Genomic DNA, 13716 nt, shown 5'->3' on the forward strand with positions numbered 1-13716 from the left:
GGCGAGGCACATGAGTTCCTTCTGGGACGCCGATCAGCAGAAGTGGGTCTCCCGGCCCCCCGACGGCGCTGCGCCGCCCCCCGACACCGCCTACGACCCCGCCGACGAGCCGCCCTCCGGCGCCTCGCGCGCCTCGGTGCTGGCCGGTGCGCTGGCCGGGGTGGTGCTGGCCGGCGGCATCGGCACCGGCATCTGGGCGCTGGTCCACAACAGTGACGACGACAAGGGCGGCAGCACGAACCTCGTCACGCCCAGTTCGAGTCCCTGGCCGAGCCCGTCGCCGTCGGGCACCTACGGCGGCACCTCGGGCGGCTACACCTACAACCCGTACCCCACGCCCACCTCCGGCATCTTCGGCTCGTCGGCCACCTCCGACCCGGGGGCCCGGCCCGGTTTCGTCCGCACGGCGGACCCGTCCGGCTACCGCCTGGACGTGCCCACCGGCTGGCTGCGCAGCCGCCAGAAGACCAGCGTCTTCTACACCTCGCCCGGCGGCGCGCGGCTCCTGCAGGTCTTCCCCTTCGACCCGCAGCGGGCCACACCGTACGACTCGCTGGCGGAGTCCGAGACGTACATCTCGGGCTACAGCGGCTACCGCAAGAGCAGCCTGAGCCACGTCGTGGGCCCGGGCGACCCGGCGGAGCTGGAGTACACCTACGTCCAGCCCGACTCCACCACGCGCTACGTCGTCATGCGCGCCTACCGCGCCCCCGACGGCAACCAGTACGCCCTGCTCAGCGCCGGACCGGACAGCGACCGCTCGGCGGTGCGCTCCGTGTACCGCGCGCTGGTGGACTCCTTCTGCCCGACGGGCCACTGCACCACGTGACCCTGCGCAAAGGCCCGCCGCTCGACCCCGAAGGGGCCGGCGGCGGGCCTTTTGTCGTACGGGTCACTGCGCTTTCGGCTTCTGAGCTGCAAACCCGTGGTCCCGAGTGACTCGGGTCACTCTTTGCCAAAGAAACGGCATAGCCCGCGGGCTTCTGGTTAGGGGCGTCCCGTTGCCGTCCCGGCCTTACCCCACGGGGCCGGGCCGGTGACGGCATTCGTTTTCCACCGGAAGGCAGTGAAGTAGTCATGTCGTCACCCGAGACCATCCACGTCGACGGGGTGTGGCGCTCCGCCGCGTCCGGCGCACGGCGGGAGGTGCTCGACCCGGCCGACGCCACGACGCTCGCCGTCGTCGCCGAGGGCGGCGTGGACGACACCGACGCCGCCGTGGCCGCGGCCGCGCGGGCGTTCGACGGCGGTGCCGGCGTCTGGCCGCGCACCCCGGTCGCCGAGCGGGCCGCCCTGCTGCGTCGCGTCGCGGATCTGCTGCAGCGCGACCGGGAGGAGATCGCGCTGGTCGAGAGCCGGGACACCGGCAAGACCCTGGAGGAGGGCCGCATCGACGTCGACGACGTCACGGCTGCCTTCCGCTACTTCGCCGACCTCGTCGTGAACGAGGGCGGCGGCCGCGTCGTCGACGCCGGCTCCGACGAGGTGCACAGCGTCGTCGTGCACGAGCCCGTCGGCGTGTGCGCGCTCATCACGCCGTGGAACTACCCGCTGCTGCAGGCGAGTTGGAAGATCGCCCCGGCGCTGGCCGCGGGCAACACCTTCGTCGTCAAGCCCAGCGAGGTCACCCCGCTGTCGACCGTCCACCTGGTGCGCCTGCTCGCCGAGGCCGGCCTGCCGGACGGCGTGGCCAACCTCGTCACCGGTGCCGGCGACCCCGTCGGCGCCCGCCTGGCCGAGCACCCCGACGTGGACCTCGTCTCCTTCACCGGCGGCCTCGCCAGCGGCGTCAAGGTCGCACAGGCCGCGGCCCCGACCGTCAAGAAGGTCGCCCTCGAACTCGGCGGCAAGAACCCCAACGTCGTCTTCGCCGACGCCTGCGCCACCGACGAGGGCTTCGACACCGCCGTCGACCAGGCCCTCAACGCCGCCTTCATCCACAGCGGCCAGGTCTGCTCGGCCGGTGCCCGTCTCATCGTCGAGGAGCCGGTGCGCGAGCGCTTCGTCGCCGAACTCGCCCGCCGCGCCGAGCGGATCAGGCTCGGCCGCGGCACCGAGAAGGGCGTCGAGTGCGGCCCGCTGGTCTCCGCCCAGCAGCTCGCCAAGGTCGAGGCGTACGTCGCCTCCGCCCTCGCCGAGGGCGCCGTGCTGCGCTGCGGCGGCCGCCGTCCCGAGCCGAGCGAGGTGCGCCCGGAGGGCGGCTACTTCTACTCCCCGACGGTCCTCGACCTGTGCCACGGGGCGATGACGGTCGTGCGCGAGGAGACCTTCGGCCCGATCCTCACCGTGGAGACCTTCCACACCGAGGACGAGGCCGTGGCCCTGGCCAACGACACCGAGTACGGGCTGGCGGGCGCCGTGTGGACCGCGGACGCGGGCCGCGCGCGGCGCGTGGCCGGCCGGATGCGGCACGGCACCGTGTGGATCAACGACTACCACCCCTACCTGCCGCAGGCGGAGTGGGGCGGCTTCGGCCGCTCCGGCACCGGCCGCGAGCTGGGTCCGGCGGGCCTGGCGGAGTACCGCGAGGCCAAGCACGTCTACCAGAACCTCGCCCCCAGGCCGGTGCGCTGGTTCGCGGGCTAGCGGGCCTGCCACCCCCGTACCCGTACGCAGGACAAGGAGTTCACCCCCACATGCCCGTCTACGACTACGTCGTCATCGGCGGCGGCACCGCCGGCTCCGTCATCGCCTCCCGCCTCACCGAGGACCCCGACGTCACCGTCGCCGTCATCGAGGGCGGCCCCTCCGACGTCGACCGCGAGGACGTCCTGACCCTGCGCCGCTGGCTCGGCCTGCTCGGCGGCGACCTCGACTACGACTACCCCACCGTCGAACAGCCCCGTGGCAACAGCCACATCCGGCACAGCCGCGCCCGTGTGCTCGGCGGCTGCTCCTCGCACAACACCCTCATCTCCTTCAAGCCGCTGCCCGGCGACTGGAACGAGTGGGCCGAGGCCGGCGCCGAGGGCTGGGACGCGGAGTCCATGGACCCGTACTTCGCCCGGCTGCGCAACAACATCGTCGCCGTGGACGAGAAGGACCGCAACGCCATCGCCCGCGACTTCGTCGAGGCCGCCGGCAAGGCCGCGGACGTCCCCCGCGTCGAGGGCTTCAACCGCAAGCCCTTCCACGAGGGCGTCGGCTTCTTCGACCTCGCCTACCACCCGGAGAACAACAAGCGCTCCTCCGCCTCCGTCGCCTACCTCCACCCCTTCCTCGACCGCCCCAACCTCCACCTGATGCTGGAGACCTGGGCGTACCGGCTGGAGCTGGAGGGCACCCGCGCCAAGGGCGTGCACGTGCGTACCAAGGACGGCGAGGAGGTCTACGTCGAGGCGGCACGCGAGGTGCTGGTGTGCGCCGGCGCCGTCGACACCCCCCGGCTGCTGATGCTCTCCGGCATAGGCCCCAAGGCCGACCTGGAGGCGCTGGGCATACCCGTCGTCCACGACCTGCCGGGCGTCGGCGAGAACCTGCTCGACCACCCCGAGTCGGTCATCGTCTGGGAGACCGACGGCCCGATCCCCGAGAACTCCGCGATGGACTCCGACGCGGGCCTGTTCGTCCGGCGGGACCCGGCCGCGAACGGCCCGGACCTGATGTTCCACTTCTACCAGATCCCCTTCACCGACAACCCCGAGCGCCTGGGCTACGAGAAGCCCGCGCACGGCGTGTCGATGACCCCCAACATCCCCAAGCCGCGCAGCCGCGGCCGGCTCTACCTCACCAGCGCCGACCCCTCCGTCAAGCCCGCCCTCGACTTCCGCTACTTCACGGACGAGGAGGACTACGACGCCCGCACCCTCGTCGACGGCATCAAGCTCGCCCGCGAGATCGCGCGGACCGAGCCGCTGGCCGGCTGGCTCAAGCGCGAGGTCTGCCCCGGCCCGGACGTCACGACGGACGAGGCGATCAGCGAGTACGCCCGCAAGGTCGCCCACACCGTCTACCACCCGGCCGGCACCTGCCGCATGGGCGCGGTGACCGACGAGACGGCCGTCGTCGACCCGCAGCTGCGCATCCGCGGCCTGGAGGGCATCCGCATCGCCGATGCCTCCGTCTTCCCGACGATGCCGGCCGTCAACCCGATGATCGGCGTGCTGATGGTGGGGGAGAAGTGCGTCGACCTGCTTGCCCAGGCCCCCGAGGAGGAGGTGACACGGTGAACGCCTCCGCGACCGCCGGCAAACCCGGCACCGCCGCCCACGCGCCCGTGACCACGCCCGAGCAGAAGACGACCGGCAGCGCGGACGTCGCGCCCACCCCCGTCTTCTCCGTCCGCAACCTGTGGAAGGTCTTCGGCCCCAAGGCCGAGCGCGTGCCCGGCAGCGAGCTGGGCGACCTGGACGCGCAGACCCTGCGCGAGCGCACCGGCTGCACGGTGGCCGTGCGCGACGTCTCCTTCGACGTCCGCCCCGGCGAATGCTTCGTCGTCATGGGCCTGTCCGGCTCCGGCAAGTCCACCCTCGTCCGCTGCCTGACCCGGCTCATCGAGCCCACGTCCGGCACCATCGCCATCGACGGCGAGGACGTGCGCGGCATGGACAAGGGCGCCCTGCGCGACCTGCGCCGGCACCGCGCCGCCATGGTCTTCCAGCACTTCGGCCTGCTGCCCCACCGCAGCGTCCTCGACAACGTCGCCTACGGCCTGGAGATCCAGGGCATGGCCAGGGCCGAACGCCGCGCCAAGGCCGCCGAGATGGTCGGCAAGGTCGGCCTGGAGGGCCTGGAGGCCCGCCGCCCCGGCCAGCTCTCCGGCGGCCAGCAGCAGCGCGTCGGCCTGGCCCGCGCCCTGGCCGCCGACCCCGAAGTCCTGCTGTTCGACGAGCCGTTCAGCGCACTGGACCCGCTCATCCGCCGCGACATGCAGGACGAGGTCGTCCGCCTCAACCGCGACGAGGGCCGCACCATGGTCTTCATCACCCACGACCTCGGCGAGGCCCTGCGCGTCGGCGACCGCATCGCCCTGATGCGCGGCGGCCGCGTCGTGCAGTGCGGCACCCCCGAGGAGATCGTCGGCTCGCCCGCCGACGACTACGTCCGCGACTTCGTCCGCGACGTGCCGCGCGAGCAGGTCCTGACCGTACGCCGCGCCATGCGGGCCGCCCTGCCCGGCGAGGCCGACAGCGGCCCCGCCGTGGGCCCCGAGACCACCGTGGCCGACGCCATCGAGGCCGTCGCCCGCACCGGCTCGGCCGCGCGCGTCATGGACGGCCGGCGCTGCCTCGGCGTCGTCGACCACCGAGGCCTGCTGGGGGTGGTGGCCGGACTCGACGCGCCCGGACCCGATGCGCCCGGCGAGGAGGCCCCCGGGAGGGCCGCGGCGTGAGTACCGTGCCGGTGACGATCCCGGCTTCCCCGCGACCTGCTCCTGTACGCAAGTGGCTGCTGCCGGCAGCGGCGGCGACCGTCTTCGCCGCCCTCGCCGCCTGGCGCTACGGCAGCGGCACCTGGCCCGGCACACTGACTGTCGACTTCGGCGGACCGCTCGGCAGGGCCAACGACTGGATCATCGACAACCGCGACAGCCACTGGCTGTTCCTGTACTTCTTCGGGCACATCAGCAACGCCGTCGTCACGGCGGTACGGGCGGTGTACGTCGTCCTGCTCGCCCTCGGCTGGGCCGGCGTCACCACCGCCGCCACCCTGCTCTCCTGGCGCCTCGCCGGCCGCCGCGCCGGACTGACCGCACTCGCCTCCTTCGCGGTGTGCGGCGCCCTCGGCATGTGGGTGCCCACCATGCGCACCCTGGCCCTCATGGTCGTCGCCGTGGCCCTCTCCCTCGTGGTCGGCGCCCTCCTGGGCCTGGCCGCCGGCCTCTCGGACCGCATCCACCGCGCCCTGCGCCCGGTCCTCGACACCATGCAGGCCCTGCCCGCCTTCGCCTACCTGCTCCCCGTCGTCCTCGTCTTCGGCATCGGCGTCGCCCCGGCCGTCCTGGCCACCGTCGTCTACGCCGCCCCGCCGATGGCCCGCCTGACGGCCCTCGGCCTGCGCAGCACGGACAAGGGCGTCCTCGAAGCCGTCGACTCCCTCGGCGCCACCGGCCGCCAGCGCCTGCTGACCGCCCGCCTCCCCCTCGCCCGCCGCGAACTGCTGCTGGGCGTCAACCAGACGATCATGATGGCCCTGTCCATGGCCGTCATCGCCTCCGTCATCGGCGCCGACGGCCTGGGCGACCGCGTCTACCAGGCCCTCTCCACGGTGGACGTGGGCAGCGCCCTGGCAGCAGGCATCCCGATCGTCCTCCTGGCCATCGTCCTGGACCGCGCTGTGGGAGGCGACCGCCGCCGGTTGTGGGCAGGCGTTCCGCAGGGCGGGACGGGTGGGCACAACCGACCGACGGCCCGCACCCGGGCGGCCATCACGTGGGCGGCCGGCATCGCCGTGACCGCGGCCGCTGCCGTGGCGTCCGGCACCGCCTGGCCGGACACCTGGACGGTGGACATCACGGCCCCCGTGAACACCGCCAAGGACTGGATGGTCACCCACCTCTACAACGGCATCCCCGGCATCGGCGGCACCGCCGACCTCGCCGCCCACTACACCGCCTGGTGCGTAGACCCCCTGCGGGACGCCCTGCAGGCCCTCCCGTGGTGGTCCGCCCTGATCCTCGTGGCCGCCCTCGCCCGCCTGATCGGCACCTGGCGCACCGCCACGACCGCGACCCTCGCCCTCGCGGCGATCGGCGTGCTGGGCCGCTGGGACCCGGCGATGGACACCCTGTCCCAGGTCCTGGCGGCGGTGGCGGTCACCCTGGTCCTCGGCTTCGCCGTCGCCGTGGCCGCGGCCCGCAGCGACCGCGTGGAGCGCTGGCTGCGTCCGGTCCTGGACGTCTTCCAGACGATGCCGCAGTTCGTGTACCTGATCCCCGTCGTCGCCCTCTTCGGCGTCGGCCGGGCCCCGGCGGCCGCGGCCGCGATCGTGTACGCGCTGCCGGCGGTGATCCGCATCGTCGGCCAGGGGCTGCGGCAGGTGGACGCCGGCGCCCTGGAGTCGGCGCGCTCGCTCGGCGCGACGGGCGGGCAGCAGCTGCGCCAGGTGCAGTTCCCGCTGGCGCGCCCGCAGTTGCTGCTGGCCGTGAACCAGGCCGTCGTCCTCGTCCTGTCCGTGGTGATCATCGGCGCCCTCGTGGGCGGTGGCGCGCTCGGCTACGACGTCGTCTTCGGCCTCGCCCAGGGCGACCTGGCCACCGGCCTGACCGCGGGTGTGGCCATCGCCTGCCTGGGGCTGGTGCTGGACAGGGTGACGCAGCCGACGAAGGCGAAGGAGGCGCGCTGATGAGGAAGCGCACACGATGGACGGCCGCCGCGGCGACCGTGGCCGCACTGGCCACGGCCACCGGCTGCGGCGCCGCCGACATGACCAAGCAGGCGTCCCCGTACGCGAACGCGGCGGGTGCGAAGACGGTCACCCTCTCCGTGCAGTCCTGGGTCGGCGCCCGCGCGAACGCATCGGTTGCCAAGTACTTGTTGGAGAAGGAGCTGGGCTACCGCGTCGACACCGTCCAGGTGGACGAGGTCCCCGCGTGGGACGCGCTCAGCCAGGGCCGCGTGGACGCGATCCTGGAGGACTGGGGTCACCCGGACCAGGTCGAGCGCTACGTGAAGGACAAGAAGACCGTCACCGACGGCGGCGACCTGGGTGTGACCGGCCACATCGGCTGGTGGGTGCCCAAGTACTTCGCGGACGCCCACCCCGACGTCCTGGACTGGAAGAACCTCAACAAGTACGCCTCGTCCCTGCGCACCCCCGAAAGCGGCGGCAAGGGCCAGCTCCTGGACGGCTCGCCGTCCTACGTCACCAACGACAAGGCGCTGGTGAAGAACCTCAAGCTGGACTACGGGATCGTCTTCGCGGGCTCGGAGGCGGCGCAGATCACGCAGATCAAGCAGTTCGCGAAGGAGAAGCGGCCCTTCCTGACGTACTGGTACGAGCCGCAGTGGCTCTTCAACGAGGTCCCGCTGGTGGAGGTGAAACTCCCCCCGCACACGCAGGACTGCGAGAAGAAGGGCACGGCCGACCCCTCGACGATCGACTGCGCGTACCCGACGACGTCCCTGAAGAAGTACCTCAACACCGGCTTCGCGAAGAAGGGCGGCGACGCGGCACGGTTCCTGCGCAACTTCCACTGGACGAAGTCCGACCAGAACGAGGTCGCGCAAATGATCGCGGAGGAGAAGCTCTCCCCGGAGACGGCGGCCGAGCGCTGGGTGGACCGCCACCGCGACGTCTGGCGCAAGTGGTTGCCGTAGGCCCTGCGGGCGGCCGGTCCCCCATGTGAACGGAGTGTGGAGACCGTGTGAAAGCAGCCAACCTGACGCGAGGGCGTGGACGCGCGTAGACCGCGTGTGCAGTCCAGGCTTCGACTCCGTAAGCACGCCCTCGCGGGCCGCCCCTGATTGGCTGAAAGTTAAACTATTGGCTGAAGGGCGCATTACGGTTACCGGCGGTCGCTGTTCCACGGAGAGGAAACCCCTCATGACTGCTGCCGCCGATATGCCGCGCAAGGCCCACATCCTCACCGGCTACCGCCCGGAGGACGGCTTCGTGGCCGTAGAGCTCAATCCGCCGCCCGCCGAGTACGTGTGGCGCGACGAGGACGCCGAGCAGGAGGAGGAGCGGTACGGCCCGGGTGTGGGATACCACCAGTGGCTGGCCGTCGATGTGCACAGCGGCGCGGTGTGGTTCGGGGACGTCGACTGGCGTGCTGCGCGCGAGCACATCGAAAGCCGGCTGCCCGGCGTCCCGCGCAGGGCGCTCGGCGACGGGACGCTGCCCGAGCCGGGCATTCTGGTGCACCTGCTGACCCACCTGTCCCACGACGAAGAGCGCGGTTACTCCTGGCGCTTCTTCACCGCCAAGGAGCTGCACGCGCTCGCCTCGCGCGTGCTGCCCTCCGTGCAGCGGCTCGTGAGCTCGCTGCACCGGGTGGGGCCGGCCGGCGAACCGGAGTGGTCCGCCGAGGCCGCCACCGCCTGGGACGACATCGAGCAGGCCGCGACCTGCGCCTTCGACCCCTCCGGAGCGGTCGTCTGGCCCAGACCCCGGATCAGCCCGGTCCCCGCATGGCGCGTCGAGGTCGGCGCGTTCCTCGCGAGCAACCCCGACCTGTGCGACCCCGCCTGGGGCACGGCCACCGACGCGGAACTGGACGCCTACGCCGACTACCGGCCCGACTCCGGCTACGGCGGTGTACCCGGGCGGACGTGCAGCACCGCCGACCGGCAGATCGCCGGCGGCTTCACCTTCTACGGCGACCGCGCCGCCCTGTACGCCTGGCGCGCCGAGGCGTGCGGCGACCGTACGCCGACGGAGGCCCGCACCTGGCTGGAGACGACGGAGGCCGGCCGGGGCACGTGGGAGGCGGCCAAACCCCCCGGTGCCACGCTCGCCGATGTGCCGGACTGTGTGCTGGCGGCGCTGGCCGAACGCTTCCAGAACGCCGCACACGAGGAAGGGCTGGTCCTCACCGGCCTGCCCGCCTACCTGCGGCAGTTGCGTGCGGACGAACGGGCCGGCGTCGACCAGCAGCTCGCATTCGAAGGCGAGGAGGTGGAACGCCTGGAAGGCGTGCTCAGGGACTTCCGCGCCGCGCGGAACCGCACCGTCACCCGAGTCCTGGCCTGGGCCGACGGGCGCAGCGACGAGGAGATAGCCCGCCTCGCCTCCCTGTCCCACGACTGCGTCCGCGACTGGCGGGCCCGCTTGACCGATGAGCAGGACCCGGTGTTCCCCTAGGGCCCCGGGCCTTAGGGCGGCACGTCGACTGCGGGCCGTCGATGGCCGATCGCGCAGTTCCCCGCACCCTTACGGGGCACTGGACCAACCCCACGGCGCCCCGTAGGGGCGCGGGGAACTGCGCGACAAGCCGCAACGCGCCCGCAGACGGGGCACTGCCTAACCGGCCGGCTTCAGGCGCGCCGCAATCGTTTCCACGGCGCCCATCGCCTCCCGGTGCAGCCCACCCCCGAACGTGACGCGCGCGACCCCCAGCGCCCCCAGCTCCCGCGGCGTGGGCCCACCCCGCATCGCGAGGGCGTTGACGGGCGCCCCGACGCCCGCCGCCATCGCGGCGAGCGCCTCGCCCGGCGCGAGGATGGGATAGACGCAGTCCGCCCCGGCGGCCACGTACAACCGCCCTCGCTCAAGGGCCGGTTCCACCTCCCCGATGCCCTTCAAGAACGTGTCGACGCGCGCATTGATCACCAGCGCATCCCCCGCCTCGGCCCGCACGGCCGCCAGCCAATCGGCCTGCTCCTGCGGCTCCTTGAGCCGCCCCGTACCGCGTTCGGTGTCCTCCAGGTTGCAGCCGACGGCGCCGGTGGCGAGCAGCCGGTCGACGAATTCGCGGGCGGGCAGCCCGTAGCCGTCCTCGACGTCGGCGGAGACGGCGATGCCGTCGGTGGCCACGGCCCGGACGATCCGGGCGACGGCCGCGAACATCTCGTCCGCCGGCGCGCTTCCGTCCGCGTACCCGAGCGACGCCGAGACCCCCGCACTCGGCGTTGCCAGGGCGCGGAAGCCCGCGTCCGCGAAGATGCGGGCGGTGGCCGCGTCCCAGGGACCGGGCAGGACGAGGGGCCCGTCGGGGCCCTGAGGGTCGCGGTGGTGCAGCGCGCGGAACGCCGCCGCACGGTCGGTCGTGGTCATGGCCCGACCGTATGCCGGCCGGGGCCGGCTCCCGTGGGCCACTTCCGTACGGGATTCCCGGGCCACTCCTGGCCCCGGGTCACGGCTGGTACGTGCCCGGCTGCTTGCGGGTCGTGACGGCTATGCGGTTCCACGCGTTGATCGTGACGATCGCCGCCAGCAGTCGGGCCAGTTCCTCGTCCGAGAAGTGGCGTGCCGCCCGCTCGTAGACCTCGTCCGGGACGAAGCCGTCCGTCAGGACGGTCACGGCCTCGGTCAGGGCGAGGGCGGCGCGTTCCCTCTCGGTGTAGTAGCCGTCGGCCTCCTCCCAGGCGCTGAGGAGGTGGATCCGCTCCTCGCTCTCGCCCGCCTTGCGGGCGTCCTTGGTGTGCATGTCGAGGCAGAAGGCGCAGCGGTTGAGCTGGGAGGCGCGGATCTTGACGAGTTCGAGGAGGGAGTGGTCCAGGCCCTCGCGGGAGGCGCGTTCCAGGCCGAGCATGGCCTGCCAGACGTTGGGGACGAGGGTGTGGAAGTCGATGCGGGGGTGGTTCGTGGTCATGGGTCGACCGTAATGCGGCAGTGGACCGGAGGTATGGTCCATTTCCATGGACGGATCGTGGGCCAATGCCGCTGCCGGTACCGGTGCCGGTACCGGTGCCGGTGATCTTCACCTGGACCTGGACCTGAGCGGTCCCGGCGGGCTGCGCGCCCGCCTCGTGCGGGCGCTGCGCGACGCCGTGCGCTCGGGCCGGCTGGCCCCCGGCACCCGGCTGCCGTCCTCCCGTACGCTCGCCGCCGACCTCGCCCTGGCCCGCAACACCGTTGCCGAGGCGTACGCCGAGCTCGTCGCCGAGGGCTGGCTCACCGCCCTGCGCGGCTCCGGCACCCGCGTCGCCCCGCGGCCCGCCGCCGCGCCGCGTACGACGGGTGTGCGGCGCACCGTGCCGCCGCTGCGGCCCCCGGTGGCGCCCACGTACGACCTGCGGCCCGGTACCGCCGACGTCTCCGCCTTCCCCCGCACCGAGTGGCTCGCCGCCGCCCGCCGTGCCCTGGCCGCCGCACCCAACGAGGCCCTCGGCTACGGGGACGGGCAGGGCCGCCCCGAACTGCGTGCCGCCCTCGCCGGCTATCTCGCCCGGGCCCGTGGCGTGCGCACCGACCCCGCGCGCATCGTCGTCAGCGCCGGCTTCACGCAGGGCCTGGCCGTCCTCGGTCGCGTCCTGCACGCGCGGGGGGCCCGCGAGGTGGGCGTGGAGGCGTACGGGCTCGAGTTCCACCGCGACGCCCTGGAACGGACCGGCCTGCGCACCCACCCCCTGCCCGTCGACGACCGCGGCGCGGACGTGGCCGAGCTGGAGGGCCCCGGCCGCAAGGGCGTGGGCGCCGTCCTGCTGAGCCCCGCCCACCAGTTCCCCACCGGCGGCGTCCTGCACCCCGACCGCCGTACCGCCGTCGTCGACTGGGCCACCCGCACCGGCGGGCTCGTCGTGGAGGACGACTACGACGGCGAGTTCCGCTACGACCGCCAGCCCGTCGGCGCCCTCCAGGGACTCGCCCCCGAGCACGTCGTCTACTGCGGCACCTCCAGCAAGGCCCTCGCCCCGGGGCTGCGCCTGTCGTGGATGGTGCTGCCGGAACACCTCGTGCCGGACGTGGTGCTGCTGCGGCGCACGGGGGAGTGGACCACGGGCCAGCTGGAGCAGCTCACCCTCGCCGAGTTCATCGACTGCGGCGCCTACGACCGGCACGTACGCGCCATGCGGCTGCGCTACCGGCGCCGCCGCGACCAGCTCGTCGCCGCCCTCGCCGCACATGCCCCCCACATCGCCGTGACCGGCATCGCCGCCGGCCTGCACGCCGTCCTCGCCCTCCCGCCCGGCACCGAGGCGGCCACCTTGCGCGCGGCGGCCTGGCGCGGCCTGGCCCTGGAGGGCCTCGGCCGCTTCCGCCACCCCCAGGCGCCGCCCGGCATCCCGGGCGACGGCCTGATCGTGGCGTACGGCACACCGGCCGACCATGCGTTCTCGGGCGCGCTGGAGGCGCTGCTGAGCGTGCTGCCGCCGGCGCCCGACGACGCGGTTAGCATGGCGGAATGAGCGACTCCACGTCCGACAGCTACGACGCCCCGAGCGGACCGGCGCCCTCGCGGCGCTCCGCACGGCCCGTATCGCTGCGCACGCTGGGCCGCGCGGCCCGGTGGGAGACGCTCGCCCTGCTCGTCGTGCTCCTCGTCCTCGCCTTCGCGTTCGCGTAGTCCCGGGCCCGGTCCGGCCCTCCGTCTGCGGGCATGTCGTGGCTTGTCGCGCCCACGCGGCGGCAGCCGCACATCGACACCGCCCCGCGCCCCTTACGGGGCCCCGTAAGGCAGGGGCGCGCCCGGCGGATCGTGCAGCGCCCCGTAGGGGCGCGGGGAACTGCGCGACAAGCCACGACGTGCCCGCGGATGACGTCGGCTGCAGGCCGCCGTTGGCCGATCGCGCAGTTCCCCGCGCCCCTACGGGGCGCTCAGCGCACTGCGAGGCGACGAAGCCGAGCGGCCCGTTCCCCTCCCACACGGGCCACTCCACCCCCTCCGGCAGCGCCGGCCGCGACAAGCCGGATCCCCGGCCGCAGCAGGCCGATCCACTTCTCCGCGACGTCGGCGGGCAGGTGCGTACGGGCAAGCGCGCGCATGCCGGGCACCACTGACAACGGGCCTCGCCGGTTAGCATCGTGCGATGCCGCTCGTTGACATCACATACGCCCCACATGTCCCGCAGGACGTCCTGCGTCAACTGCGGTCGATCCTGCCGCACTTGGTCTCCCTGGCCGTGGAGTGCCCCGAGGAGCCGTACGACGGCGACCTGCAGCCGGGGGACGTGGTGCTGCGCTTCCGCGAGTCCGGCCCGCTGGACAGCGGCGGGCTGGACGTCGTCATCGAGATCCACTCGAAGTGGTTCGAGAGCCGGGCGGCGGACCGCCAGCGGCGGGTGGACGAGCTGCACGAGCGCATCGCGGCCGCCGCGCCCGGCCTGACCGACTTCGGCATCTACCTGTCGCTGCCGGTGGCGGCGTGGTCCCAGGGGGAGGAGTAGAGCGCCG

12 protein-coding genes are annotated in these 13716 nt (G+C 73.3%); 10 read left to right on the forward strand and 2 right to left on the reverse strand.

Annotation, left to right across the window (positions count from 1 at the left end):
* Positions 1–10 precede the first annotated feature (10 nt).
* From AB0K17_RS16860 to AB0K17_RS16890, 7 genes are all read left to right on the forward strand, one after another.
* Positions 11–829, forward strand: a complete 819-nt coding sequence (locus tag AB0K17_RS16860; protein ID WP_365983347.1) for a hypothetical protein — start codon at positions 11–13, stop codon at positions 827–829.
* Between the two features lie 248 nt (positions 830–1077).
* Positions 1078–2586, forward strand: coding sequence for an aldehyde dehydrogenase family protein (locus tag AB0K17_RS16865; protein WP_365983348.1), 1509 nt, complete (start codon positions 1078–1080; stop codon positions 2584–2586).
* Positions 2587–2636: 50 nt separating this feature from the next.
* Positions 2637–4169, forward strand: a complete 1533-nt coding sequence (locus AB0K17_RS16870) for a GMC oxidoreductase (RefSeq protein WP_365969575.1) — start codon at positions 2637–2639, stop codon at positions 4167–4169.
* 47 nt (positions 4170–4216) lie between these two features.
* Positions 4217–5332, forward strand: coding sequence for a glycine betaine/L-proline ABC transporter ATP-binding protein (locus AB0K17_RS16875; RefSeq protein ID WP_365983397.1), 1116 nt, complete (start codon positions 4217–4219; stop codon positions 5330–5332).
* Positions 5329–7284, forward strand: coding sequence for an ABC transporter permease subunit (locus AB0K17_RS16880; protein ID WP_365983349.1), 1956 nt, complete (start codon positions 5329–5331; stop codon positions 7282–7284). Before AB0K17_RS16875 ends, AB0K17_RS16880 begins: the two co-directional genes overlap by 4 nt.
* A complete protein-coding gene (locus AB0K17_RS16885) occupies positions 7284–8258 on the forward strand; it encodes an ABC transporter substrate-binding protein (RefSeq protein ID WP_365983350.1) in 975 nt (324 codons plus the stop codon). The genes AB0K17_RS16880 and AB0K17_RS16885 overlap by 1 nt, the downstream gene beginning before the upstream one ends.
* A gap of 226 nt (positions 8259–8484) precedes the next feature.
* Positions 8485–9744 (forward strand): hypothetical protein, encoded by a 1260-nt coding sequence (locus AB0K17_RS16890; protein WP_365983351.1) that lies wholly within the window; start codon positions 8485–8487, stop codon positions 9742–9744.
* A gap of 159 nt (positions 9745–9903) precedes the next feature.
* Here AB0K17_RS16890 and AB0K17_RS16895 read toward each other — a convergent pair whose 3' ends face one another.
* Entirely contained in the window at positions 9904–10656 is a 753-nt protein-coding gene (locus AB0K17_RS16895; RefSeq protein WP_365983352.1) for an isocitrate lyase/phosphoenolpyruvate mutase family protein, read from the reverse strand.
* A 79-nt stretch (positions 10657–10735) separates the two neighbouring features.
* Positions 10736–11194 (reverse strand): carboxymuconolactone decarboxylase family protein, encoded by a 459-nt coding sequence (locus tag AB0K17_RS16900; protein WP_365983353.1) that lies wholly within the window; start codon positions 11192–11194, stop codon positions 10736–10738.
* A gap of 46 nt (positions 11195–11240) precedes the next feature.
* Here AB0K17_RS16900 and AB0K17_RS16905 point away from each other — a divergent pair, with 46 nt between their 5' ends.
* The 3 genes from AB0K17_RS16905 (at position 11241) to AB0K17_RS16915 (ending at position 13709) form a co-directional block, all read left to right on the forward strand.
* Positions 11241–12731: a PLP-dependent aminotransferase family protein gene (locus AB0K17_RS16905; RefSeq protein WP_365983354.1), complete on the forward strand. Its 1491-nt coding sequence runs from the start codon at positions 11241–11243 to the stop codon at positions 12729–12731.
* Complete coding sequence (locus tag AB0K17_RS16910) at positions 12728–12889, forward strand: hypothetical protein (protein ID WP_365983355.1); 162 nt, start codon at positions 12728–12730, stop codon at positions 12887–12889. Before AB0K17_RS16905 ends, AB0K17_RS16910 begins: the two co-directional genes overlap by 4 nt.
* Positions 12890–13352: 463 nt before the next feature.
* On the forward strand, positions 13353–13709 hold the full coding sequence (locus AB0K17_RS16915; protein WP_365983356.1) for a hypothetical protein: 357 nt from the start codon (positions 13353–13355) through the stop codon (positions 13707–13709).
* The last annotated feature ends 7 nt before the right edge of the window (positions 13710–13716 follow it).

It is taken from the genome of Streptomyces sp. NPDC049585 (assembly GCF_040675615.1).
Classification (GTDB): Bacteria; Actinomycetota; Actinomycetes; order Streptomycetales; family Streptomycetaceae; genus Streptomyces; species Streptomyces luteosporeus.